At 51.9% G+C, this 25,927-nt stretch carries 21 protein-coding genes and 3 tRNA genes; 19 read left to right on the plus strand and 5 right to left on the minus strand.

Annotated features, from left to right (window positions below):
- Positions 1-57: 57 nt before the first annotated feature.
- Together murJ and WC612_04275 are read right to left on the minus strand one after the other, a co-directional pair.
- On the minus strand, positions 58-1,632 hold the full coding sequence (gene murJ / locus WC612_04270; protein MFA6279991.1) for a murein biosynthesis integral membrane protein MurJ: 1,575 nt from the start codon (positions 1,630-1,632) through the stop codon (positions 58-60).
- 9 nt (positions 1,633-1,641) lie between these two features.
- Positions 1,642-2,418, minus strand: coding sequence for an A24 family peptidase (locus WC612_04275; GenBank protein MFA6279992.1), 777 nt, complete (start codon positions 2,416-2,418; stop codon positions 1,642-1,644).
- Positions 2,419-2,526: 108 nt separating this feature from the next.
- On the opposite strand from WC612_04275, the gene WC612_04280 reads away from it, so the two are divergent.
- Positions 2,527-3,276, plus strand: coding sequence for a fasciclin domain-containing protein (locus WC612_04280; GenBank protein ID MFA6279993.1), 750 nt, complete (start codon positions 2,527-2,529; stop codon positions 3,274-3,276).
- 256 nt (positions 3,277-3,532) lie between these two features.
- Here WC612_04280 and WC612_04285 read toward each other — a convergent pair.
- Positions 3,533-3,609: transfer RNA gene (locus WC612_04285), tRNA-Pro, on the minus strand.
- A gap of 182 nt (positions 3,610-3,791) precedes the next feature.
- On the opposite strand from WC612_04285, the gene WC612_04290 reads away from it, so the two are divergent.
- Positions 3,792-4,709, plus strand: a complete 918-nt coding sequence (locus WC612_04290; GenBank protein MFA6279994.1) for a hypothetical protein — start codon at positions 3,792-3,794, stop codon at positions 4,707-4,709.
- 280 nt (positions 4,710-4,989) lie between these two features.
- Here the strand turns inward: WC612_04290 and WC612_04295 are convergent, their stop codons facing one another.
- A complete protein-coding gene (locus WC612_04295; protein MFA6279995.1) occupies positions 4,990-6,009 on the minus strand; it encodes a polyprenyl synthetase family protein in 1,020 nt (339 codons plus the stop codon).
- A 60-nt stretch (positions 6,010-6,069) separates the two neighbouring features.
- On the opposite strand from WC612_04295, the gene WC612_04300 reads away from it, so the two are divergent.
- From WC612_04300 to WC612_04375, 16 genes are all read left to right on the plus strand, one after another.
- Positions 6,070-6,840 (plus strand): methyltransferase, encoded by a 771-nt coding sequence (locus WC612_04300; protein MFA6279996.1) that lies wholly within the window; start codon positions 6,070-6,072, stop codon positions 6,838-6,840.
- Positions 6,841-6,910: 70 nt separating this feature from the next.
- Positions 6,911-8,455 (plus strand): glutamine-hydrolyzing GMP synthase, encoded by a 1,545-nt coding sequence (gene guaA / locus WC612_04305; GenBank protein ID MFA6279997.1) that lies wholly within the window; start codon positions 6,911-6,913, stop codon positions 8,453-8,455.
- Position 8,456: 1 nt separating this feature from the next.
- Complete coding sequence (locus tag WC612_04310) at positions 8,457-9,062, plus strand: hypothetical protein (GenBank protein MFA6279998.1); 606 nt, start codon at positions 8,457-8,459, stop codon at positions 9,060-9,062.
- 70 nt (positions 9,063-9,132) lie between these two features.
- Positions 9,133-10,017: a F0F1 ATP synthase subunit gamma gene (locus tag WC612_04315; GenBank protein MFA6279999.1), complete on the plus strand. Its 885-nt coding sequence runs from the start codon at positions 9,133-9,135 to the stop codon at positions 10,015-10,017.
- 2 nt (positions 10,018-10,019) lie between these two features.
- Positions 10,020-10,523, plus strand: coding sequence for a hypothetical protein (locus tag WC612_04320; GenBank protein MFA6280000.1), 504 nt, complete (start codon positions 10,020-10,022; stop codon positions 10,521-10,523).
- A gap of 41 nt (positions 10,524-10,564) precedes the next feature.
- A complete protein-coding gene (atpD, locus tag WC612_04325; protein ID MFA6280001.1) occupies positions 10,565-11,998 on the plus strand; it encodes a F0F1 ATP synthase subunit beta in 1,434 nt (477 codons plus the stop codon).
- Between the two features lie 14 nt (positions 11,999-12,012).
- Positions 12,013-12,402, plus strand: a complete 390-nt coding sequence (gene atpC / locus WC612_04330) for an ATP synthase F1 subunit epsilon (GenBank protein MFA6280002.1) — start codon at positions 12,013-12,015, stop codon at positions 12,400-12,402.
- A gap of 953 nt (positions 12,403-13,355) precedes the next feature.
- The gene (hyfB, locus tag WC612_04335) at positions 13,356-15,365 is read left to right on the plus strand and encodes a hydrogenase 4 subunit B (GenBank protein MFA6280003.1); all 2,010 of its coding nucleotides are present in this window, start codon (positions 13,356-13,358) and stop codon (positions 15,363-15,365) included.
- Complete coding sequence (locus WC612_04340) at positions 15,362-16,306, plus strand: NADH-quinone oxidoreductase subunit H (GenBank protein ID MFA6280004.1); 945 nt, start codon at positions 15,362-15,364, stop codon at positions 16,304-16,306. Before hyfB ends, WC612_04340 begins: the two co-directional genes overlap by 4 nt.
- 1 nt (position 16,307) lies before the next feature.
- The gene (locus WC612_04345) at positions 16,308-16,985 is read left to right on the plus strand and encodes a hypothetical protein (GenBank protein ID MFA6280005.1); all 678 of its coding nucleotides are present in this window, start codon (positions 16,308-16,310) and stop codon (positions 16,983-16,985) included.
- The gene (locus WC612_04350) at positions 16,982-18,448 is read left to right on the plus strand and encodes a hydrogenase 4 subunit F (protein MFA6280006.1); all 1,467 of its coding nucleotides are present in this window, start codon (positions 16,982-16,984) and stop codon (positions 18,446-18,448) included. The genes WC612_04345 and WC612_04350 overlap by 4 nt, the downstream gene beginning before the upstream one ends.
- Positions 18,445-20,052: an NADH-quinone oxidoreductase subunit C gene (locus WC612_04355; GenBank protein MFA6280007.1), complete on the plus strand. Its 1,608-nt coding sequence runs from the start codon at positions 18,445-18,447 to the stop codon at positions 20,050-20,052. The genes WC612_04350 and WC612_04355 overlap by 4 nt, the downstream gene beginning before the upstream one ends.
- Positions 20,053-20,107: 55 nt before the next feature.
- Positions 20,108-20,617 carry an NADH-quinone oxidoreductase subunit NuoB gene (gene nuoB, locus WC612_04360; protein ID MFA6280008.1) on the plus strand — a complete coding sequence of 170 codons (510 nt, stop codon included), beginning with the start codon at positions 20,108-20,110 and terminating at the stop codon, positions 20,615-20,617.
- Positions 20,618-20,889: 272 nt separating this feature from the next.
- Positions 20,890-21,432 carry a hypothetical protein gene (locus WC612_04365; GenBank protein ID MFA6280009.1) on the plus strand — a complete coding sequence of 181 codons (543 nt, stop codon included), beginning with the start codon at positions 20,890-20,892 and terminating at the stop codon, positions 21,430-21,432.
- A 47-nt stretch (positions 21,433-21,479) separates the two neighbouring features.
- Positions 21,480-23,507 carry a TonB-dependent receptor gene (locus tag WC612_04370; GenBank protein MFA6280010.1) on the plus strand — a complete coding sequence of 676 codons (2,028 nt, stop codon included), beginning with the start codon at positions 21,480-21,482 and terminating at the stop codon, positions 23,505-23,507.
- A gap of 168 nt (positions 23,508-23,675) precedes the next feature.
- Entirely contained in the window at positions 23,676-25,247 is a 1,572-nt protein-coding gene (locus WC612_04375; protein MFA6280011.1) for a HAMP domain-containing methyl-accepting chemotaxis protein, read from the plus strand.
- Between the two features lie 72 nt (positions 25,248-25,319).
- Here WC612_04375 and WC612_04380 read toward each other — a convergent pair.
- Positions 25,320-25,406 (minus strand) — tRNA-Leu (locus WC612_04380).
- A 203-nt stretch (positions 25,407-25,609) separates the two neighbouring features.
- On the opposite strand from WC612_04380, the gene WC612_04385 reads away from it, so the two are divergent.
- A tRNA-Arg gene (locus WC612_04385) sits at positions 25,610-25,686 on the plus strand.
- The last annotated feature ends 241 nt before the right edge of the window (positions 25,687-25,927 follow it).

Consider the following 25,927-nt stretch of genomic DNA (forward strand, 5'->3'; position numbering starts at 1 on the left):
GGTAAGGACTAACGCCATCGCCCGTCTTGGCAGAAAATCGATCTTAATGAAATAATCCTAAACATCGCTCTTGCCTTTTTGTGCTGGCGCGCCTTTGAAACGCGTCAGGATCTCTCCTAGTTGCATTGCGCCCGTTATATGTAATAGCACAGCATAGAAGACGGACGAAAGCCCCATTATAAGGAGAAGCCCCCCCATTTTGCTTAAAAGAGGCGTGGAATCGAATAAAAACGCCGTCCAGCGGCAGGTTAAAAAGGTCAGGACACTCATGCCGCCTGCGCTTATGAAAAGGCGCGGTAGGCGCTTTTTCAGCGTTTCATCGGCAAGGCTCTCACCGCGCTTTTGCAGCTTTCTGTAAAGGAGGATGACGTTAAGCCACGTGGCGGCGCTTGTCGCCAATGCCATGCCAACATGCTCAAGCCAGTTCATCAGAAGAACCGCGAGGGTGACATTCGCCACCATGCACACAATGGCGATTTGAACGGGGGTCTTTGTGTCTTGGTAGGAGAAAAAGCGCGAGGCGAAAATCTTAGCCAGCAGAAAGGCGGGAATGCAAAGGCTATAGGCCGAAAGGGTCGCCGCCGTCTCAACCGTGTCTAGATGCGTAAACGCGCCATGCTCAAAGAGCGTCTGGACAATTGGCCCCGCAGCAAGGCCAAGGCCAACAGCCGAAGGAAGGCCAAGAACAAAGCTAAATTCAATCGCGCGGCTGATGGTGTGGCGGATCGCGCCGCTATCGCCGTTCGTTTCATGCTTTGACAGGATGGGCAAAAGGGTTGTGGCGACGGCCACACCAATGATGCCAAGCGGCAATTGGTTGAGCCGATCCGCATAATAGAGGTACGACACCGCGCCCGTCGGCAGCATGGAAGCCAAAATGGTGGTCAGCAGCAAATTGATCTGCGTTGCGCCTGCACCTACCGCTCCTGGGCCGATGTTCTTGAACAATTTGCGACCCGCCTCAGACAGATGCGGCCACATAAGGGGAATGTTAATCCGTGCATTACGGCAACTGATCGCAAGCCAGAGCGCCTGCGCCGCGCCAGAAATCACCATGCCCCAAGATAAAGCCTCGGCCACGTTCCAGCTAAAAAAACTGCTGAAAAGGAGGGCGGAAATCATCACGATGTTGAGCATAATGGGCGCGGCGGCTCCGGGGCCAAAACGGCCATGCGCGTTCAAAACGCCGCTTTGCAAGGCGGTAATGGAGATCAAAAGCAGATAGGGAAAAGTGATGGTGCTGTATTTCACGGCTAGCGCGAATTTAATCGGCTCATCATGAAAGCCCGGCGCGATCAAGCGGAGCGCCCATGGCATCAACAGCATGATGAGGATCGTAAAGGGAACCAGCAGCGCGATCATAAGCGCCAGAGCCTCACCTGCAAAAAGCTTGGCAGCTTCATCGCCGTGACGCTCTTTCTCTGCCGTGTAAAGCGGGACAAAGGCGGCCGAGAAAGCGCCCTCAGCAAACAGGCTGCGGAACAGGTTGGGGATACGCTGCGCAACAAAGAACGCGTCGGCCTCTGTCCCTGCCCCTAAAAACATGGCTGTCAGCGTATCACGAACAAAGCCCGCGACGCGGCTTAGCATCGTAAAACCACTGACAGTGACAAGGGCGCGGGCAAAGCTCATGAAGGCTCGTTATAAGTAAGCGTAGACAAACAACTGATAATACAGACATCCGGCCAAAGCCAGACACAAAGCAGGGGCAAAGGGAAACTCTTTCGCGCCGCTGATATGCTTCCAAAGAAGCCCCATCACCGCGCCTAAAAGGCCTGATATGACTAAAAACCAAGGGATCATGACGACGGGAAGCCACAGACCTGTGGCCGCGAAGAATTTGACGTCGCCCAAGCCTAACATCTCACGCCCGCGCCACTTGCTGTAAACGATAGCGAGTAAAAGCCCCATGCCCAAAAGGCCTGCTGACCCGACAAGCCCCATAAACAGGTCGCCTTGTCCGACAATAAGCCCCATCACGCCTAAGAAGCCGAGCGTTATATTCAGGCCATCGGGGATAATGCCAAAGGCCAAATCAATCATCGCAATGGCGGGGAGCAGTCCTAGCGCCAGACAAAGCGGGATAAGAATGGGCGACCAGCCCGCGATGGCGACGGCGATCACACCCAGCAAAAAGCCCGCCACTTCAACAACAGGTTGCATCCACTGCCCTGTTTTTTTACCGCAAGGGCAGGGGAATGTTTTGAAGGCAGGCCTTAAGAGCCACCCGAATAGAGGAAAGTATTCATGCAGTTGAAGGGGCTTTAAGCAAAAGAAGCAATGGGGTCTGCGGCTTTCTCCCGGCAATCTATCGGCTGAGCGATAGCCAAAATGCGCCGCGAGAGAAGCCGAGACGAGGCCAAGCCCGCCTCCGGCCAGCAGATTGAAAAGAATTGTAAAAAAGTTGTTTTCTTCCATTGTGAATCACCTGATTGACCATTGGCGCGAATACATATAAATCTAAAAAGAGCAAATGCCTATCAAAATGCCCGATTCTGGGACTTCCGCGATAACTGGAGAGAAAACATGAACAAGACTCGTACCTTTGCCTTCTTGTCTTCACTGCTTCTTGGTTTTTCACTTTCATTTTCGGCTCTTGCAGCGACGCCACCCGCCAAGCCGGAAAACGTCATGAAGATTCTGAAAGAGAATAAAGACCTTAGCAAATTTGCCGATCTTGTGGAAAAAGCGGGCCTTGAAAGCGAACTCACCAGCAAAGATGCGCGGCTTACCATTTTCGCGCCTAATAACGCTGCGATGGATAAGCTTTCGTCTGATGTTCTGGATCGTGCCAAAGAAACCAAGGACGGTCTTAAAAACCTTGTTCATTATCATATGATCAACGGCAGCGTCGTGTTTGCTACGAATATCAAGGGCCGCCGCGCTTCGCCTAGCTCGGCCAGCGGCGAGATGATTGGTTTTGACGGCATGGGCAAAACACTCAAGGTTGGCGAGGCGACCATTACGACTGAAGATTTAGGTTCTAATAATGGCGTTGTTCAGGTTATCAGCGCTGTGCTTGTTCCTGACTCGCTCAAAGATCCCAAGATTAAAGAAGCTCAAAAGGAAAAAGAAGAAGCTGCGATGAAGAAAGAGATGGAGGAACGCGAAAAGGAGACCGCCAAGAAAATGGAAAGTTCGGCTCCCGCTGCCGTTGCTCCTGTGAAAGGGGAAACGCCAGCTACTGCCCCTAGCGTTGCTGGATCCGCGCCCGTGGCCGCTCCTGCCCCCAAAGAGGAAAAGAAAAGTTTCCTGAAGGGCTTGTTCGGACGTTAAGTGAGGTTCTTAGTTATCAATAAAAAGCGGGGCTTATGCCCCGCTTTTTGTTTGGTCGGAGAGAGAGGATTGATCAAAAACGCTCGCTTCTCGCGTTTTTGCCCGTCAAGCGGCGCCTCGTCAGCCTCCGTTCTTTCAGAACTACGGCGTGACTGCGGCGTCCAAAACCGCCTTCGCAGTTTTGTCGAACCTCCTTCTTCGGTTCGAAATGCTAATCTTTGACCATTAAAAAAGCCCCCCTATGGGGCTTTTTTAATGGTCGGAGAGAGAGGATTCGAACCTCCGGCCCCTGCCTCCCGAAGGCAGTGCTCTACCGGGCTGAGCTACTCTCCGAACATGTACTAAAAGCTTAGGCGCGTGGTTATAGCGCTGTACGCCCTAGTGTGCAACGGTTCTTAAGCTCTATCGCGCCCGTAAAGCAAGAGCGCATGAAACCATTAACTATAATGATATGTTTCCTTATTCCTATGGTGTTGTTAAAAGCAGTCAAAGATCAACACGAGGAGCATATTCATATGGGTAAAAACAAGAAAGTCAGCCCGAAAGCGATTGCCAAGCTTAAAGAGCAAGGAGAAATTTTAGGCGCATTTGTCGACAACGCCCATGCTCTTTTAAGTAAAGTGGCGAAGACGAAGGATTTTGCCGCGCTTAAAAAAATTATCCCCATCCTAAGCCAAGCCATTAGGGCAAGCGGTCAAATGGGCGCGTTTAAAGAGCTCCCTTCTGCCCTAAACCAAAGGGGCTTCATCCATGAATCATTGGCTTTAGATAATGCGTACATCAGCACGCTCCCGCGTGACAGCGCCCTTTGGAGTGGGATTGTTTTGCGCTACGCGACGGGCGCTGTAAATCTACTGCCAAAGGGTGAAAGCCCTCTTCCTTATCTTTTTAGCATAGCCCCTTATCTTAGACGAAGTGCGTTGTTATCTCAAACAAAACCTCTCGTGGCTCAATGCTTTTTGCAGGCGGCGCGTCAGGCGACAGAAAATGGTCGCGTTTGTATGGAAGAAGTCGCGCATAGGTTATATAGGGGGGACACGAAGAGACAGAACAGAATGGCAAGAAGGTTGGCGTGCGACACGATCAAATTTGCCGCTGATAATTCTGTTGCCTATAAGGCTTATCATGTGTCCTTATCGTCTGTTGTGAACGAAAGAAAAAAACTACGTGATGCCATGAAAACAAAGGAGCAATTGGGCCTTGTTTGTTCTGGTCGCGAAAAACGCCGAGAGAATCTCTTGCTGGATATTCAGAAAAAAGCGGGCGAAGATTTGATGAGGCGCATGGCCAAGGATCCCGCCGTCCACACGGAACATCACTCTGTCCTTATCGCTGATGATGTCTCACGCGACATTCCCATCTTGCGGAAACGATTCAATCAGATGATGAATAAAATACAGCAATATGATGTCCAAGACTTAGACTGGGGTTAAACCTACGGCAACGAACGTATAGCCTGCGTCAGATAAACTGAATAAAAAAAACGGGATCCCCGCTTTGCCCTTTCGCCCGCCGCAAGAGCGGCGGGACGAGGGCGCGGGGATGACGATAGAGGGTAAAACTTAAACAAAAACCCGTCATGCCCGTGAAAACGGGCATCCCGTTTGTTTTCTTTTTACATGATCGCTTTATCGGAGTTAGGCTATAGGTTGACGGACTCTATAAAAACACACTCGGCTTGCGGCAGGTGATTTAACCAATTCGGATTTTGTTCTAAAACCCGCGTTGGATTGTAAAATCAACGACGTTCAGCAACGCCGCCTTTATCGCACCATCGGGGAAAAGCCCCAAGGAATCGTGGGCAATTGCGCCGTAATGATTGGCGCGGTCCACGCTGTCCCGCAAAGTCCCATGGCGGCGCATGATGTCAAGAGCATGGTCAAAGTCGCCGTCTCGTTGGATTTGATCCCCCATCGTGCGTTTGAAGAAAGCGCGTTCAGCCTCGCTGCCGCGATGGATCGCTAGTATGACGGGCAGGGTGATCTTGCCCTCGCGGAAATCGTCGCCTAGGGTTTTGCCCAAATCCTCTTGCGCTGCATCGTAATCCAGCACGTCGTCAATAATCTGAAACGCAATGCCAAGGTTCAGGCCAAAGGTGCGCAAGGCTTCCTTTTCCGCTGCGGGCCTTGCCGCGATCACCGCGCCAATTCGGCAGGCGGAGGCGAACAACTCGGCGGTCTTGGCGCGCACGATTTCAAGATAGGCTTGCTCACTGGTCGCACTGTCGTTCTTGGCCGTAAGTTGAAGAACCTCGCCTTCCGCAATCACGGCTGTTGCCGAAGCCAGAATCCGCAGCACGTCAATTGAGCCGTCCTCAACCATCAATTGAAAGGCGCGACTGAACAGGAAGTCGCCGACCAGAATGCTGGGCTGGTTACCAAACAGAGCGTTGGCCGAGGGCAGGCCGCGTCGCAGATCGCTGGCGTCCACAACATCATCATGCAGCAGCGTCGCGGTGTGAAGAAGCTCAACCGCTGCCGCCAGTTTACGCTGACGCTGGCCTTGATAGCCGCACAGCTTGGCCGCCGCGAGCGCCAGAACAGGCCTTAGCCGTTTTCCGCCCGCCGCAATGATATGGCTGGCCAGTTGGGGGATAAGGGGAACCTGACTTTCCATGCGCTGCACGATAATCTGATTTGTCGCGGCCAAATCATCGGCAACCAGCGCCGTCAAATCGGCCAGCGCATCACGGCGCGGCTCGTGGGGCGTTTTAAGAGGAATAATGGTAGCCATAAGGAACCCTGTTGTCGTAGCGTGGCCAAAGAAAAACGGTCAGGAAAAGACTATCAGCGAATGATGGATACGACAACAGACAAGCTCCTTAACAGTCGCATAACGGTGCAGCAGCCTGCGAGCGGCTATCGCATTGCCGTGGATACACTGCTGCTCGCCAGCGCCGTTCCGGTGCAGGCAGGGCAGGGCGAGAAGGTGCTAGAGCTTGGCTGCGGTGTTGGCGGCGCTATGCTGGCTTTGGCGGCTAGGGTTGGCGATGTTTCCATTACGGGGCTGGAGCTGCAAGAGCCAATGGCCGCGTTGTGCGCCTCGAACATAGCGCTTAATGGCTTTGAAGATCGACTTAAGGTCGAGCACGGCGACGTTGCTGCGCCCGCGCATGAAGGCGCCGGACAATTTGATCACGTCATGATGAATCCGCCTTTTCACCACGGCAAGACCCACAGCGCCTCGGCCAATCCGTCCAAAAGGATGGCCAACACGGAAAGCGAGGAGGCGGATTTGTCTGTGTGGCTGATGCGTGCGGCGCAGGCCTTAAAGCAAGGCGGGTGCATGACCATGATCCACCGTGCCGACAGACAGGACGAGATTATCATGCTGGCCAGCACGTCCTTTTCCACAATTATCATCAAGCCCATCTGGTCAAAAAAAGAGGGCGGAACGTGCAAACGCATCATCATCTGTGCTCTAAAAGGGGAGGGGAAGGACGGAACCTCCGTGACAATTGCGCAACCCTTCATCCTCTATGGCAACGACGGACTCTACACCTCTGATGCTAATGGGATATTGCGCGAATCGGGTGGGATGCAGGTTAAGGCAGAAAATCGATGATTTAACGCTCTAGCCCGTGTATAAGCTCGTTGTACGTCGTTCTGGTTACCAATATAGGATCTTACTCTCTATGGACAAAATTCTTATTCTCGATTTCGGATCGCAAGTCACGCAGCTGATTGCGCGGCGCGTGCGCGAAGCGGGGGCGTACTGCGAGATTCACCCCTTTAACCGGACGGATGAGCAGATCAAGGCCTTTGCGCCCAAGGGGATTATCCTCTCCGGCTCGCCCGCCTCGACCACGGAAGACGGCAGCCCGCGCGCGCCTCAAGCCGTGTGGGATTTGGGCGTTCCCGTTCTGGCCATCTGCTATGGCCAGCAAACGCTTTGCATGCAGCTGGGCGGCCTTGTGGAAAGCGGCCATACCCGCGAGTTTGGCAAAGCGGAATTGCAAATCACCGAAAGCTGCGCGTTGTTTGAGGGGCTGTGGCCCACCGGCTCAACGCAGCAAGTCTGGATGAGCCACGGCGACCGCGTGACCAAGATCCCCGAAGGCTTCAAGGTTGTGGCAACCAGCACAGGCGCACCGTTCGCCTTCATTGCGAATGACGAGCGCAAGATTTACGCAACGCAATTCCATCCTGAAGTCGTTCATACGCTGGACGGTGCGAAGCTTTTGGGCACCTTTGTGCATAAAATATGTGGAATCGGTGCGGATTGGAGCATGAAGGCCTTTCGCGAGACGGAAATCGCCAAAATCCGCGCTCAAGTCGGCACTGGCAAGGTTATTTGCGGTCTTTCGGGCGGCGTGGACAGCTCCGTCGCGGCGGTGTTGATTCACGAGGCGATTGGTGAGCAGCTGACCTGCATCTTTGTCGATACGGGCCTGATGCGCGAAGGCGAGGGCGAGGAAGTCGTCACGCTGTTCCGGAAACATTACAACATCCCGCTTGTCCATGTACAGGCACAGGATATGTTTTTAAAGGCTTTGGCGGGCGTCAGCGATCCGGAGACCAAGCGCAAGACCATCGGCAAATTATTTATCGATGTGTTCGAGGCCGAGGCGCGCAAGATCGGCGGCGCAGGTTTCCTAGCACAGGGGACTTTGTATCCCGATGTGATCGAAAGCGTGTCCTTTACGGGCGGGCCGAGCGTCACGATCAAGTCGCATCACAATGTCGGCGGCCTGCCAGAGCGCATGAACATGAAGCTGGTTGAACCTTTGCGCGAACTCTTCAAGGATGAGGTGAGGAAACTTGGCAAAGAGCTTGGTTTACCTGAAACTTTTGTCTCTCGGCATCCTTTTCCGGGGCCGGGTCTCGCAATTCGTGTCTTAAGCGATATAACCGAGGAAAAACTGGCTATTTTGCGCAAAGCAGACGTGGTTTACCTCGATGAGATCCGAAAAGCGGGTCTTTATGACGAAATTTGGCAGGCTTTTGCCGTTTTGTTGCCCGTTCGCACCGTGGGCGTCATGGGTGATGGCCGTTCGTACGATTATGTGCTAGGTTTACGCGCTGTCACGTCCGTTGACGGGATGACGGCAGAGTCCTACGCTTTCGATCATGCGTTTCTGGCCAAGGTGGCGACTCGTATCATCAATGAGGTGCGCGGCGTCAATCGCGTCGTCTATGACGTGACCAGCAAACCGCCCGGCACAATTGAATGGGAATAAGATGAAGCATTCAGGATTCAGGATTCGGCATTCAGGGAAAATCCTGCTTGTCCTGATAGCGTGTTTTCTTCCCCAAGCCGCTGCTCATGCCGCGAACCACTGCTATGCGCCGGAAGAGTTAAAGGCGGAGCAGCTCTTGCGCCTGCATTCCGAGCTTATGGTCATCACGGTAACGTGCAAACAGGGATCAACAGGCCGTGATTTGGTTCGACCTTATGTAGGTTTCACAAAACGTCACACCAAGGCTATCCAAGAGGCGGAAGCGACCCTTATCAACTATTATGCGAAAGCCTTTGGGGGCGATGGAATCCCTAAGCTGGATAAGCTTCGCACCAAGCTGGCCAATGAGTTTGGGCAAACAATCGCTGACGAATCAGCTCCTGCCTTTTGCGCCCGCGCCCGCGACAAGGTGTTGAAAATGTATGACGACCTCTCGCCAACGATTCTTGAGGACAACATACGATTATATCGTAGCTCTTTGAGCTATGTGCCTCAGTGCGCCCATAATGAGATTCAGACCGCCTCTGCGGATACTGAAATCGGAGACGAATCCCCCAGAAAGAAAGAGAAACGGGCCGAAAAGGCCACGAACAAAGAAAACCGTTAATTCTTCTTGACCGATGGCTCGTAATCGGCCAAAAACCACACCAAATCATGTCGCATGAAGTGTGTAGGTTATGCCCAGTTTAAAAGACCTCAAAAACCGTATCGCCAGCGTGAAGTCCACGCGCAAAATCACGTCCGCTATGAAGATGGTGGCGGCCAGCAAGCTGCGCCGTGCTCAGGACCAAGCGGAATCGTCGCGGCCTTACGCCAAGTTTATTTTGCGCATGACGCAGGACTTGGCGCGGACGATTGAAATCAGCCCCGAATCGTCCCCTCTTTTGGTTGGACGTGAAAAACAACAAACCGTGTTGCTTGTCGTTCTCACTTCGGATCGCGGCTTGTGCGGCGCTTTTAACGGCTCCATCATTCGCGAGGCGCGCCGCCGCATTGTGGCGCTAGAGAAAGAGGGCAAAACCGTTCGTTTGATTTGCGTCGGGCGTAGGGCTTACAACCTTTTGCACCGTGAGCATGAGGCCAAGATTTTGCACAAAGTCGAAAGCGCCGCGAAGAAGCAGATTGATCTTGCGGATGCCCAAGAATTAAGTGATCGCCTGATCGCGTTGTTTGAAGAGGGCGCGTTTGATGTCGCCCACATCATTTTCAACCGCTTTAAATCTGCTATCTCACAAATTGTGTCGGTAGAACAGCTGATCCCGTTCGGCGTACCTGAGGCCAATGACAACGATGCCGAGGGTCGTTTAGCCTGCGAGATTTTTGAGCCAGAGCAGAATACCTTGATGGCCGCGCTCTTGCGCCGCAATCTGACCGCGCAGCTCTTCGCCGATTTGATGGAAAGCTCGGCGGGCGAGCAGGGCGCACGTATGACAGCCATGGATAACGCGACCCGCAACGCGGGCGATATGATCGACCGCTTGACTCTCAACTATAACCGCTCACGCCAAGCCTATATCACCAAGGAGCTGATCGAAATCATCTCTGGCGCGGAGGCTGTGTAAGAATGTTTACGTCAGCAAAACTGTCCCGTGACGAATTGATCGGTATGTATGAAATTGCCGAAGGTACTATTTGTGTTCATCTACAGGAGTTGGAACGGGCAGAAAAACAAGGTCTGATGTCTTTCCCAACAAACGCTGTCACGATTGATCAGACAGATTGTGACAAGGTGTTTGAGGCTGAATGCAGAGTGCAACGTGTCCTTACGCAGCATGCTACGGTTCTTGGAAGCTCATGTTTTGTCTTTAAAGACTTGCTGCTTGATGGAGGGAAACCAAGAGAACAACAGGATTTTCCGTTTAATGCTTATCAAAACACAGAGTGGTTGGGCGACTTGTTGTCCATAACACCGAAGGTAGAAGATTTGGCGGTTAGATGGGGATTCCATAAAGAGTTGGCCGCCATCAAAGGGGCGCGGATAGGACTGGAAGAAATGTTGGATGCCTGCCGACCTTTGCAAGTTGAGGAGCGGGGTATCCCAAAACTAGAAACGCTTAGAGCCGCTTAATTTTTTTGAGAACACACTGAGAGAAACAGGGGAAACAAACGATGACGACCAAACCAACCACCAGCGAAGGCCACATCACTCAAGTCATGGGTGCCGTCGTTGACGTGCAATTTGATGGCGTTCTTCCGTCGATTTTGAACGCTTTGACCACCAAGATTGAAGAGCGCACGCTCGTTTTGGAAGTGGCTCAACATTTGGGTGAAAACACTGTTCGCGCCATCGCCATGGACACGACGGACGGCATGGTGCGTGGCCAGAAAGTTGTCGATTTAGGTTGCCCGATCATGATGCCTGTTGGCCCCGAAACGCTGGGTCGCATCTTGAACGTCATCGGCGAGCCGGTTGATGAGCGTGGCCCCATCGTCACCAAGCAAAAGCTTCCCATTCACCGCGATGCGCCCGAGTTCACCGAGCAATCGACGGAAAAGCAAGTTCTGGTCACGGGCATTAAGGTCGTTGATCTTCTCGCGCCTTACTCACGCGGCGGTAAAATCGGTTTGTTCGGCGGCGCTGGCGTCGGCAAGACCGTTCTGATTCAAGAGCTGATCAACAACGTCGCCAAGGCGCACGGTGGCTATTCCGTGTTTGCGGGCGTGGGTGAGCGTACCCGCGAAGGCAACGATCTGTATCACGAAATGATCGATTCCGGCATCGTCAAGACCGACGGGCCCGGATCGAAAGTGGCGCTGGTCTACGGCCAGATGAACGAACCCCCGGGTGCGCGCGCTCGTGTGGCTTTGTCCGGTTTGACCTTGGCCGAGTATTTCCGCGATGAAGAAGGCCAAGACGTTCTGTTCTTCGTGGATAACATCTTCCGCTTTACGCAGGCGGGTTCGGAAGTGTCGGCCTTGCTGGGCCGCATTCCTTCGGCGGTGGGTTATCAACCGACCCTCGCCACGGACATGGGCGCATTGCAAGAGCGCATCACGACGACGAACAAAGGCTCCATCACTTCGGTGCAAGCCATTTACGTTCCGGCGGACGATCTTACCGATCCGGCTCCGGCGACGTCGTTTGCCCACTTGGACGCCACCACGGTTCTTTCGCGTCAGATTGCCGAGCTTGGCATTTATCCCGCCGTTGATCCTTTGGATTCGACCAGTCGTATTCTTGATCCGTTGGTTGTGGGTGAGGAACACTACAACACCGCCCGCGCTGTGCAGAAGATTTTGCAGACCTACAAGTCCTTGCAAGACATCATTGCCATCTTGGGCATGGATGAACTCTCCGAAGAAGATCGCTTGGTCGTCGCGCGTGCACGCAAGATTCAGCGCTTCCTCTCGCAGCCGTTCCATGTTGCCGAAGTGTTTACGGGCAGCCCAGGTGTGTTCGTCAAGCTTGAGGACACGATCAAGGGCTTTAAGGGCATCGTGGATGGTCAGTATGACCATCTGCCTGAATCGGCCTTCTACATGGTCGGAACGATTGAAGAAGCCGTCGCCAAGGCCGAGAAAATGGCCAAGGCAGCAGCATAAAGGCGGGTATCATCATGGCTAACCAACTGCAATTCGAATTGGCCTCACCGCAAAAGCTGGCGTGCAGCAAGCCTGTCGTGATGGTGACGGTTCCGGGCGGCGAGGGCGACTTTGGCGTCATGCTTGGACATGCGCCTATGGCCACGACTGTGGCGATGGGCGTTGTTGAAGCCTATGAGCATGACCAAACGACTGTGACAGAGCGCTGGTTCGTTGCAGGCGGCTTTTGTGAGGTTGTGGGCGACCGCTGCACCGTGATGGCCGATCAAGTCATCGCGATAAAAGATTTGAAGAAAGATATTCTTGAAGAGGAAATCGCCAGCTTAGCCAAAGAAGCCGCCAACGATTCTGACGCGGCACAGAAAATGGCCATCGCTCAAGCGAAGTTGCAGGTGATTGGCTAGAGCCGAACCGTTTAGTTTCCTCATTTCCCCCACCGTCATCGCGAGGGGGCGTCTTGTCCGGCGTAGCTGCGAAGCAGCGAAGACGGAAGCCCCCGTGGCGATCCATCTCCTGAATTTAGCGAAGAGCAATTCTAGTGGAAGGTTGAGGAGATGGATTGCCGCGCTCCCGTTGGTCGCTCGCAATGACGTGGGATATCATGAGAACCATCCAGAATAGCTATAGTCCTTTTTTCTGGTCAATTAGCTCTGTTTTTTGCCCCCGAAAAGTCGGCCATCGACATGCTTTGTTATCAAATACTTAGCGCAAAAACATTCGCCACGGTCGAGCAGAGCGTGGAATAGTGCCACTCAGTATCCTTCCGCTCAAAGTTAACGTCGTAAGTCTTTGATATACAACGAAACTGACTCGAATTTGGGTCTATGCTAACCAATTGATTCTAAAGGGCTTTGTCAACTTCGCCCGATTTTGGATTGCCAAAAGCAAAAAATCAGGAGTCAGGGGGTGAGGTTCAGAGTTGGTCTCTCCTCTTTCGTCATCCCCGACCCCTCTGCGCCCTTCGGGCTTCGCGGGGCAGGCAAAGCGACGCAGCAGCGGAGCGGAGATACAGGATACATCTTCTGAAATGACCAAGAGCGACTCAGGTAGAAATTTCAGGTGATGGATCCCGCCTTCCGGCGGGATGACGGGAGGGGGGCTGGCATCCCTTTTTTTTGAATCATTTTATCTGACGTAGGTTATAATGGGTTACGCAAGAGGTCTATTTCACAAGATCGCTAATCTCTCTAAAATTTTCAATTTTCAAATTGACTTCCATTTTCATTCATTCTATGCCACGGCAGCGTTGCACACCGCGTTCAAGGTGGGCCTCGTCGTGAATCCTTCTTAACGTATGCAATGAAGGTATTCGCTTCGCAAAACCAACTTGCTCGTCTACATAACGATGGATCCTTTCATGTCTTTGACAATGGCTCAGCTGGCGGTACTTTTAACCCTCATGTCTTCGGTTGCGGCGCTCGTTTTCGCGAGACAGCCCCGTTTTATGATCAGCTTGTCGTTCTTCTTGCTTGGCCTATCCGGCCTTGTAGCCGTTGCAGCGGGCGGCATGGCCTTGCTAGGCAATCAGGTTGAGCAAACCATTCTCCCCATCGGCCTTCCTTGGCTGCATGTTTGCCTTCATATCGATGCTCTTGCGGCTTTCTTTCTCTTCATTGTCGGGTTCGTCACTTTCGTCGCATCCTGCTATGGACCATCCTATATAAGTCGTCACGCCGATGATGGCGTGCATGCTGTTGGCACGCTAACCTTTTTCACGGGTCTTTTTGTCGGCGGTATGTACCTTGTGCTTTTGGCGGCGGACGCTTTTTCCTTTATGATTGCTTGGGAATTGATGTCGGTCGCAAGCTATTTTCTTGTGGCCTATCAGCATGACAGAGCGGAAAATCGCAGCGCCGCCTTTATCTATCTTCTTATGGCCGTTGTTGGTGGGGCGTTTATCCTTCTTTCCTATGGCGTCCTAGCTGGCTTTAGCGATGGGTTTAGCTTTGCTTCTATGGCAAAAGCGAACCTTACCCCCGCATGGGCCACCATCGCCTTTTCGCTCGCCTTTGTCGGGTTTGGGCTTAAAGCCGGTATCGTTCCGTTGCATGTTTGGTTGCCTCAGGCGCATCCTGTCGCACCTTCCCACATCTCAGCCTTGATGTCTGGCGTCATGCTTAAAGTCGCCGTCTATGGTTTTATCCGTTTTGTCTTTGACCTATTAGGGGGCATCCACTGGCAGTGGGGTGTTCTGGTTCTTCTGGTCGGCGCGATTTCGGCTCTTATGGGCGTTTTGTATGCCCTTATGCAGCACGATCTTAAACGCCTTCTCGCCTACCACAGCGTCGAAAACATCGGGATCATCTATATCGGCCTTGGCCTCTCCATGATTTTCACGGCAACCAACCATAAGGAAGTTGCCGCTATTGCCTTGGTCGCCGCTCTTTATCACTGTCTCAATCACGCCTTGTTCAAGAGCTTGCTCTTTTTGGGGGCGGGCGCGGTTTTAGAACAAAGCGGCCAACACAATATGGAGCATATGGGCGGTCTCATCAAAAAGATGCCCGTCACAGCGGCTTGCTTTTTGGTCGGATGCGTCAGTATTTGCGCCCTTCCTCCCTTTAACGGCTTTGTCTCAGAATGGCTGATTTACCAAGCCGCTTTGCAAGGCACGGTTTTAAAGAGTGGCATTTTGGGAACGGCTCTTCCCATCACGTCCGCCATGCTGGCGTTGACAGGGGCTTTGGCTATTGCCTGCTTTGTCAAGGTCTACGGGGTCGTTTTCTTAGGGCTTCCCCGCACCGAGAAAATCCATGAAGCGCATGAAGTTCCTCGCGGCATGCAATTTTCCCAAATCATCCTGTCCATCAGCTGCTTGGTTTTTGGTATCTTCCCAACATGGACAGCAAACGTCCTTAACGTCATCCCGCAAAAACTTCTGGGCACAGGGTTTGCGGGAGCCAATGGCGACAGCTGGTTGTGGTTGACCCCCATCAGCAAAGAGACAGCCTCGTATGGTGCGCTTCCTGTCCTGATCGGTCTTTTGATCAGCTGGGTCGTCGTTTACTTCTTCCTTCACCCGCCCACACGCGACAACAGCATCCGTATTGCTCCGGCATGGGATTGCGGGTTTGGGCCTTTGAACGCACGCATGCAATACACAGCCACGTCCTTTGCCATGCCCATTCGTCGGATTTTCTCCTTCGCTTGGCATGTTTCGGAGAAAGTCGAGCCCGCGCATATGGGCAAGGGGCCTCACTATTTCCTTCATGTTAGTGACTGGGTTTGGATGTACGCGTATGCGCCTATTGGCAAAATTATCCATAAGGTTGCCGAAAGAACGGCGCGCATTCAAGGGGGCGATCTTCGTATTTACCTCTGCTATTCCTTCTTTACCTTACTCTTTTTGCTCTGGGTGATCGTATGACGGGCTGGATCTTTGCGCTTGTTCAAACGCTTTGCGTTGTCCTTTTTGCTCCCTTTTTGGCCGGTTGGGTCAAATGGGTAAAATGTAAGTTGCAGAACAGGCAGGGGCCTGCTCCATGGCAACCCTATCGTGATCTGCTGCGCCTTTCCAGAAAGCAGGTTGTGCTGGCGGATGTGGCTTCGCCCATTTTCCGTGCTGCGCCTTATATTGTTTTCGGCGCCACTGTCGTCGCCGCCTCTGTTTTGCCCATCGTCTCGACGCAGCTGCCCACAGCGGCTTTGGCGGATGTTATCGTTTTGGTTGGGATTTTCGCTCTTACGCGCTTCTTCCTCGCCTTGGCGGGCATGGATGTCGGCACGTCCTTTGGCGGTATGGGTTCTTCGCGTGAGGTGACTCTATCCTCTCTTGCCGAGCCTGCGCTTTTGATGACCTTCTTCACGTTGGCGATGAACGTATCCAGCACCAACCTGTCCTCTGCCGTGTCCCATCTTGCTCAGGCTAACTTTACCTTAGCGCCGTCGCTCATCTTTTCTTTTATGGCGCTGCTTCTTGTCGCCGTGGCAGAAACAGGGCGCATTCCTATTGATAATCCTGCCACGCATCTTGAGCTTACCATGATTCATGAAGCCATGATTCTGGAGTACAGTGGCCGCCACCTCCTTTTGATGGAGTGGGCTTCCATGCTCAAGCTCACGCTCTATTCGATTTTGATCGTCAACCTGATCGTTCCATGGGGCGTGGCAATGACGATGGAGCCGAAGGATGTTGCGTTTGCCGCTATCACCGTGTTGGGCAAGTTAATGGCGCTTGGCATTTTGCTGGCGGTTTCAGAAACGTCTCAAGCCAAAATGCGTTTGTTCCGCGCCCCCCAATATCTTGGCATGGCCTTTATTCTGTCCCTTCTTGGGATGATGAGCCATATTATCCTAGAGGTTCGATAACATGCTTATAGCTTCTCTCTCGATGCCTGAACAGGTAACGCTGACGCTGTCAGCGCTGATCTTGCTTTCCTCTTTTCTTCTGCTGGCTCAGGTGCGTGTCGACAGCTTGATCAACACCTTTGCGCTGCAAGGCCTGCTGTTGTTTTCCGCAACGCTTGCCATTGCGTTTATATCAGGGAAGTATGACCTCCTGATCTCGGCGGCTCTGACCCTTGGCCTCAAGGTTATTTTTATCCCCTCGCTGTTACGCAGACTTATTATTCGGTTGGATATCCATCGCGAGATTGAGGTTCTCGTTAAGCCTTCCTTGGTCATGCTTTTTGGCGGGGGTCTTGTTCTTTTCAGCTATTATGTCTCGCTGCCCATTACCGAGTTGTCTCTGTTGTCCACGCGAAACACGATTGCCATTTCCTTGGCCGTTGTTCTGATCGGCATGCTGATGATCATCTCTAGGCGCAAGGCCATCTCGCAAGTTATCGGCTTTATGTCGATGGAAAACGGCCTTTTCTTTGCCGCTGTCGTTTCCACGTTCGGTATGCCCATGGTCGTCGAGCTTGGGATTGCCTTTGACGTGCTGGTAGCCGTTATTCTGTTTGGCGTCTTCTTCTTCCACATTCGTGCCGAAATCGGCAGCCTAGATACGGACCGCCTAAATCGTTTGAATGAGGTCGATAAATGATTGCTCTTTACTTTACCCTTTTGTTTCCTTTTTCAGGCGCACTTCTCTTGGGATTAATAGGCCATTGGAAGTCGGCCAAATATGTGAACATGACCATCTGCTGGGGGACGCTTATCGCCGCCTTCTTGTTGGCCCTAGATGTTTTTGAAAAAGGCCCCATCTTGTCCTCTGGCAAGCTCTTTTATATCGATGCCTTCAACGTCTATCTTATCTTGCTCAATGCCTTTGTCGGCCTGACAACCTCTATTTTTTCTGGCCCCTACATGAGCCATGAAAGGGATATTGGACGCGTTGGTGATAAGCGGATGAGGCTCTATCACTCGATGTTTCAAGGCTTCCTTTTCACGATGCTAGCCGCGCTATCGACCAATAACCTTGGCATCCTTTGGGTGTCTATCGAGGCCGCCACCTTGACGACTGTCCTGTTGGTTAGCCTTTACCGCACCCATGAATCGATTGAGGCGGGCTGGAAGTACTTTATCATTTGCGGCGTCGGCATTTCGCAAGCCTTGTTCGGCACGATCCTCGTCTATTTCGCTTCGGCAAAGGTTATTCCGGGGCATGAAGACGGCCTGCTCTGGACAGTATTGCAAACCTACGCCGCTCATATGGACAAAGGCGTGATGGCCTTGGCTTTTGTTTTCCTCCTTGTCGGTTACGGAACAAAGGTTGGTTTGGTTCCTTTGCACAATTGGCTTCCTGACGCGCATTCCGAAGGCCCGACTCCTATGTCGGCCATTCTCTCCGGCCTTCTTCTGAACGTTGCTCTATACGCGCTTGTTCGCTTTAAAATGCTGGCGGATCCGTCCCTCGGCAACCATCTGGCGGGTAATTTGATGATGGGCTTTGGCATGCTGTCGTTCTCTGTCGCAGGCATTCTGCTTCATCGCCAATACGACATCAAACGGATGTTCAGCTATTCCTCGATTGAGCATATGGGACTAATGACCTTTGCCTTTGGTATTGGCGGACCCTTGGCCACGTTTGGGGCGCTTTTGCATATGATCGTTCACTCCCTGACGAAATCGGCTATTTTCGTCACGGTAGGGCACGCCTCTCAAATTGCGGGCACGCAGGTGATCAGCAAAATACGCGGCCTTGTTCGCTCTAACCCTGCTGTGGGGTGGAGTCTTTTGCTGGGAACCTGCGCTATTGCGGGCTTCCCACCCTTCGGCGTCTTTACCAGCGAGTTTCTTCTCTTTACGGCCACGATCAAAAGTTATCCATGGCTTGTCTTGCCGCTTCTTGTTGGCTTGGCGGTCGCTTTTGCCGGACTGTTTCGGAACATTCAGCCCATGGTCTTTGGCGAGCCGCCAGAGAACCAGCGCAAAGTGCCCGTTAATATGTGGCCTGTATTCATTCATCTGGCCTTGGTGCTGTGGCTCGGTCTTGCTATTCCGACCGTCTTGGCTCAATGGCTTAATCAAGCAACCATCATGATCGTTGGACAGGGCGTGCTATGACAAAATCAGTACATAAAGGGCAACTTGAATCCCCCGTTGTGGCTTCCCTTCCGACATTGCTGAACGAAGCAGGCATTCCGACGACAGAAATGCCCGCCGTCAAGGGCGCTGCCCGCGCGCTGTCCATCGACTCCCGTTTCTGGGCCAAAGCCGCTTCCGTTATGGCTGAAAACTATGTGCGTTGGTCAGCCGTATGGGGTGAGCATGACTCTCCCAACATTTTGATCAAGGCCGTTTTCGCCGCTCGTGATGGGCATGTCTTGCTTTGCACAAGCGTTCAAGAAACAGGCGGCGTGCTTCCGTCTCAAACACCATTCTTTCCGGCTGCCAATCGGCCAGAACGCACACTTCAGGATATGTTCGGTATTCGTTTTTCCGATCATCCCGATCAGCGGCGCTGGCTGCGCCATTTGGCGTGGGGCGAAGATCAGTTTCCTCTCCGCAAGGAGTTTCCGCTGGCGGGAACACCGCAACAGGAAACGCCGCCTGATTGCCAATACGCGTTTATTCCGGCTGAAGGGGAGGGGCTCTATGAAATTCCTGTTGGCCCCGTCCATGCTGGCATTATCGAGCCTGGGCATTTCCGCTTTTCGGCAATGGGCGAGGATATCCTCAACTTGGAACAGCATCTAGGCTATGTCCACAAAGGCATAGAAAAATGCGCCGAAGGCCGTGATGTGCAGGGGCTTCTTCGCCTTGCTGCGCGCGTCTCTGGAGACAGCACCGTCACCCATTCATGGGCCGCCTGTCAGGCTTGCGAAAATGCTGTTGGCCTTAAAGTTCCCGACCGCGCCCTTGTCATCCGCGCCATCCTTTCTGAAAGAGAGCGCATTGCCAATCATCTGGGTGACATTGGCGCTTGCTGTAATGATGTTGGCTTTGCCTTTGCTCTCGTGCAATTTGGCCGCCTGCGTGAGCTTTGGCAGCGTGATAACGCAACCGTTTTCGGTCATCGCTTTATGATGGATGTTGTAACGGCGGGCGGCGTAACCCGTGACATCTCGCCAGAGCACGTTGCCTTGCTGCAAAAATCCATCGTTCAGTTACGCAAAGAACTGAAAGAGCTTATCCCCATGCTGTGCGAATATCCTTCGTTGCAAGACCGCTTCCGCACGACGGGTATCCTATCGCCCCATGTTGCAAGAACCATTGGCGCTCTGGGCTATGTGGCTCGTGCCAGCGATGAGTGTTGGGACATGCGTCGCGATGCCCCCTATGCTCCGTATCAAAATGTTACAGTCGCCGTGCCTAACTGTAAAGAGGGCGATACGGCAGGACGCGTGCGCGTGCGTGGCGAGGAGCTTTTCATTTCTCTCGATCTGTTGGATAGCTTCCTATCAAACATGCCGTCAGGCAAAATCAGCGCGGACTTCCACGCCCCCCAAACAGACTGCTTCGGCGTAGGCTTGGTTGAAGGGTGGAGGGGCGAAACCATCGCCTACGTTCACTTGGATAGCAACGGAACCGTGGCTCGTTATTTCCCGCGCGATGCAAGCTGGCTCAACTGGCCTGCTCTTGAGGCCCTGATTGGAGGTGTGATCGTTCCCGATTTCCCTCTTTGTAACAAATCCGTCAACGGCTCGTACTCAGGCCATGATGTTTAAGACAGGGTCGTTTCACCTTTTCGCAGTTTAACTCTTAGCTCATCGGATTGCTTCCATGTTTCACGTTCTTTTCAAAAGCTTCAAAACGGGCTGTTTAACAGAAAAACTGCCCCCCCGTGATGAGTCTCTCGATCAAGTCGGTGAGGCTTGCCGCGAAGAGATTGCGCGTCTCTTCGGCAAAAGCATGGCCGTTCGCATGGTTGATGCGGGATCCTGCAATGGATGCGAGCTTGAAATGCACGCGGTCAACAACGGTTTTTACGATATTGAGCGTTTTGGTATTCACTTCGTCGCCTCCCCCCGTCATGCCGATCTTTTGTTGGTAACGGGGCCTGTGTCGCGTCACATGCAAGCTGCGCTGAAACGCACCTATGACGCAACCCCTTCGCCCAAGGTCGTAATCGCGATGGGGGATTGCGCCGCATGCGGCGGCGAGTTTGGCGTGTCCTATGCTAGTTGTGGGGCTGTCTCGAACGTCATCCCCGTGGATGCCGTTATTCGCGGCTGTCCTCCGACCCCTCTACAACTCCTTCAGGGAATTTTGGAAGTTCTTAAGGCTCGTTGATAGCTTTTTGAGTCGGCTTTTCAGAATCCCACCCCGGTGGACACCTCTTGTTGCATAAAGGCAAAAAAAGGGGGGGGCAAAAAATTCGTTTACACTTATTTTACTTGTAATCGAATAAGGTTTGAATACTAATCATTAACCATGATTTCTTCCTCCGTTTTCGTCGTGGATGCCTGTAATCTTGTGGTTTTCCTGAATGAATCCAGCCCCCTTGATTCTGTTTAATGTGTCAAATCCTTGTCTCACTTCTTAAGCTTTTGCAGGAGTTCCCAATGAAAAGAGTTTTCCTTACACGCGTTCTTGTTTGTGCTGGTTTCTTTGCCCTTGTTTGTGGCATGGCGGCTCCAGCACAAGCTGTTGATCAAGCGGATTTGATGGTTGCGCTTAAAACCACACCGCTTCTAACGAATAAACTATCGGGCAGTGCCGTTATGGCGGTTGTGTTTGATCCCGCTGATGCAGCATCAAAAGCAGAGGCTGATTCGCTTAAAGCACTTCTCGATGCAGGGATCGACGCACCAGGTGGTGTTAAAATCACGGGGATGATGGTTCCTGTCGCCGAGGTTGGCAGTAAGCTTTCTTCCGCCAAGCTGGCCTTCATTACAAAGGGGGCTTGTACGGCTCCAGTGAGCACAGCGGCAAACGCGGCGGGTGTGTTGTCGATGTCAACCGATCTTGACTGCGTAAAAGGCAATAAGTGCATTCTAGGTATCGTCACGAAGCCAAGCGTTGAAATCTACTACAGCAAAACGGCAGCCGATGCAGCCAAAGTTGGCTTTGCGCAGGCGTTCACCATGCTCGTCAAACAAATCTAATATCTTTATCTGACAACGATCCAGAAAATACCCAAAGGAGTTACACTATGAAAAAATCATCTCTTTTCCTCTGCTCCATGTGCGCTTTTGCTGTAGCCATGTCATGCGGGACCTCAAGTCGTGCGAACGCTATGGACTATGGTTCATTAGAGGCGTTGTTCGGTGAACCGGTTACCACAAACGCCACGGGCACACCCCAACGCGCTAGTGAAGTTGCAGCGAACATGACCATCATTACGGCCGATCAAATCCGTCAATCGGGAAACCGCAGCATTCCTGAAATTATTGGTCAATATGTTACTGGTGTCGATGTTTTAAGAACCTCTTTAGGTGATTATGATGTTGGCGTTCGTGGACATCAGATGGTTTTCCAATCACGCCTTCTCGTTCTCGTTGATGGCCGTCAGGTTTTTATTGATGACTATTCCCGCACGGTCTGGAACAATCTCCCCGTCAACATTGACGATGTGCGTCAAATTGAGGTTGTGAAGGGGCCCGCTTCGGCTCTCTTTGGCTCAAACGCCGCCAGTGGTGTTGTCAACATCATCACCTATAGCCCCGTCAGCGATAAAAACAACGTTGCGGCTGTAAGCTTGGGGACGCAGAATTCGCTAACAGGCGATGCAACGGTTACCAAGAATGGGACGTGGGGTGGCACTAAATTCTCGGCGGGTGGGTTAAGCGCCGATGAGTTTAAGACCGGCCATGCGGCAAACGACTCTTCCATCATTTATTCGCCAGAACGTCGTTTTGCCTCCAACAGCTCTGTGTTTAATTTAACGCCTGATCTGACAGCCAACATGGAAGTGACGGCATCGGAGAGTAAGCAGAATGTGGCTTTGTCTGCTTTCAACTCCGTAGGTGCGGAGGATACGGCGACGTATTCGGCGCGTGGTGGGTTCAATTGGCAGACAGATTACGGCATGATCACGTCCGACACCTACTTCAATCACGCCTATGACACCATCTACTCATCGATATCGACCACCATTCCTTTTGGTCTGACAACCGACTTAGTTGTTAGCAGCTTGAACGACCAGTTCAAGGTTGGCTCTGATCACACGTTCCGTACTGGCCTTGAATATCGTCATAAAGACTTTAGGCTGACAGCCTACCAGATCGCACCCGGATCGCCCGCGTATCATGAGGACAACTATGCGGCAAGCGGAACATGGTTATGGCAGATCGCTAACAACTTATCGCTGACCAATGCGGTTCGGTTTGACCATCTGGACATGAACATGACGGGACAAATCCCGACTGTGACTATGTTCTCGGACTCTGACTATAGCCATGCCATCAATACATGGAGTGCGAATTCCGCTCTGGCTTATAAGATGACGGATCTTGATACCTTCCGTTTGTCCTATGGGCGTGGCGTGCAAATGCCCAGCTTGCTGCAAAGCGGCTCTAACTTCCATACTTTGAACGGGGCCACCCCTGTTTCTCTGGAAGGGAGCGGGGATCTTAAACCAACGATTACGCAAAGCTATGAGGTTGCCTATGATCGTAAGATTGCCCCCATCTACTCGACAGCAAAACTGGCGACCTTCTATGTTATGTCGCAGGATGTAGCCTCTTTCGTCAACAACGGCATGCAAAATGTCAACGGTTCTGTGGTTGATTTAATCAAGGCCGAAAACATTGGCGAGAGTCAGTCTTACGGTGGCGAAATTGCTTTAACGGGTAATCACAACGGGTTCCGTTGGGATGCCAGCTATAGCTTAGCTAAGGTGATCGATTCAGCCAGTGTTCTTGCTAATCAGGATTACCAAGGCTCTTCGCCAGAGCATCACTTCCGCTTTGGTCTCGGTTATACCTATAAGGATTGGGAGTTTGACGCGAATAGTCAGGTTATGTCCTCAACAAAAATCTTGCGTGACGCAACGGGTGCTGGTGCTATCCCCATTCCTGTTTCGGAATACATGACGGTTGGGGCGCGGGTTGGCTACAACCTGATGGACAACCTGAATGTCGCGGTTTCTGGAACCAACCTTAATCGTCACACAATTGGAACAAGCCCGTATCCAGCTGTTGAGCGTCAGGCTTTTGTCACGCTTACGGGTAAGTTCTAAACTAACGGACGTACAATAAATAAGGGGGTAGGGATGGCATCGAACAGGTTCTCAACGGTCAATTGGCCTTTTGCGGTTAAGTTTGCCATCCCCGCTCTTCTTGTTTTTGCACTACTTATTTTTGTCGAGTTTCTTGGCCTTAACACCATTGGGCTCCTCAAAAATAGTATGGAAGACATTACGGAGCATAAATTTTCTTCAAATGTTCTTTTGTCGGATGTTGTTCAACAGTTCAGAGATGCCAATGGTCAGCTGCAGCAGATGCAACTGAACCAAGCCGCTGAAATTAAGCAGGATGTTACAAAATCAGCAAAAGATATCGGTGATAAACTTGATGGCGTTGTCGCATCGCTTGAGCTTTACAAAAATCAGTATGCAGCCAAAGAAAATATCGCAAAAATAGATGACGCCATCGTCAACGTCAAAACGTACAAAGATGCCGTTGCTTTTGTCGCCAGCATGCTGGACGTTGATTTTAAAACGACGGTCAATTTTCTCGTCCCTATCTCAAAAGCCTACAATAAAACGCTTGAGGACATTAACGTCATCGCCGCCACGTGCCTTAAAGATTCACAGGTTGTTTCTAAAGAGGCTATTCTGACCGTGTCAGAAGAAAAACAAACAATGTTTCTAACAAGCGTTATAGCTGTTATTTTTGTTCTCCTCGTTACATTATTGATTGTTCTTTCAACCGTTCGCTCAATTCAGCGTTTATCCAAGGCAACGCGACAGCTTGCTGATGGGGAAATGAACATTGATATTAATGGGCTTAAACGTAAGGACGAACTTGGACAATTGGTCGATGCCTTATCCATATTCCGCGACAATATGGAGCGGGTTAATGCGCTGAAAGGCGAACAAGAACGCGCCGAAGAGAAAGCGCGCGAAGCTAAAAAACAAGCGCTCATGTCCTTGGCCCAAGATTTGGAACATGATGTAGGCGGCCTTGTTAGCGAAGTCGCCGCGACGACAAAGACGATGATGGATGAAGCTATTTTGTTGGCCAAGTCAGCGGAGGCCATGTCTGCACAGGCCAATGAAGCATCCTTGATTTCAGGTCAAACCATGGAGGAGGCTCGTCACACAAGTGAAGTAACGCAGAATCTGACAAAATCTAGCCATGAGATTTCAGATCAGGTTTCCTCAAGTGCCACCATGGCCAAAAGCGTTTCCCAATCTGTTGATACAGCACGACACAAGATTGATACCTTGTCAGGGGTGACGGATCAAATTAGTAAGGTTACGGACGTCATTACATCCATTGCCAGCAAAACAAAGTTGTTGTCACTCAATGCCACCATTGAGGCAGCACGAGCAGGCGAGATGGGGAAAGGCTTTGCCGTTGTCGCCTCGGAAGTCAAGCAACTGGCTAATCAAACAGAGGTCGCGACGGGCGAAATCTCGACGAACATCGCGCAGGTTCAAACGGAAACACACACCACGGTATCCTCCTTTGTTTCTATTCAGGAAATGGTCAGAAAACTAAGTGAATCGTCCGCCATGGGCGCCTCTGCCGTCGCTGAGCAGCTGACAATTACGCAGGAAATCACACAAGCTGTCGAAAGAGCAAGCCAAAGTGCAGAATCGATCAACAGGATTCTAGAGCAAACTAAACACGATGCTGAAAGTACAGGGGCTTCGGCTCAATCAGTGAGCAAGGGGCTTAACTCATTGCATGCGAAGGCTAACCAACTGCGTGAGAGCGTAGGCGCCTTCATTCACCAAATTAGCAGTTATTAATTTAGATTGCGCGCTTAGCTGAAGCCCCCTTCAGTCATTAGAGCTGGGGTTGTCTCTCTTGCAGAGGTAATTTGGTGCGGGCGGGGGGAATTGAACCCCCACGGGCTTACGCCCAACGGATTTTAAGTCCGTTGCGTCTACCGATTCCGCCACGCCCGCTTTAGCGCCTTTCTTATAACGATAAGGGTGCTTTTTGCCAAGCACGCTCTTTTCAAAGGCAGTCCCAATAGCATGAAAAGCTGTAAGAGCTGGGGGAGGGTAGCCTTTCCTCAATAAAAGGCCTGTTTTAGCCTATTTTTCTCTGGCCTATTGCTGGGTAAGGAATTATTAGAAATCCTCGATTATACTATGCTTCCTTCTATGTGCCCTTAGCTCAGCTGGATAGAGCAACTGCCTTCTAAGCAGTAGGTCAGAGGTTCAATTCCTCTAGGGCACACCAATTCATCAAGCAATATCAAATTGATACGAAGCAAAAGGACGGGATGAAAATCCCGCCCTTTCCTTATGTCAACACTATGTCAACAAAACACCTTGATTTTGTGGCGGCAAAAGGGGCTCTACCCCAAAGGATGGGGCAAGGGATGATGAGATCATAGCGAGGCCGCCTTCAGGTGGCCACATAAAACAATCACACGCAGTCTGTAGTTCTCGAAGTTCCTGAAGCCATAGGCGCGGCGCTG

The organism is Bdellovibrionales bacterium, assembly GCA_041662785.1.
Lineage (GTDB): Bacteria > Pseudomonadota > Alphaproteobacteria > UBA9219 > UBA9219 > UBA8914.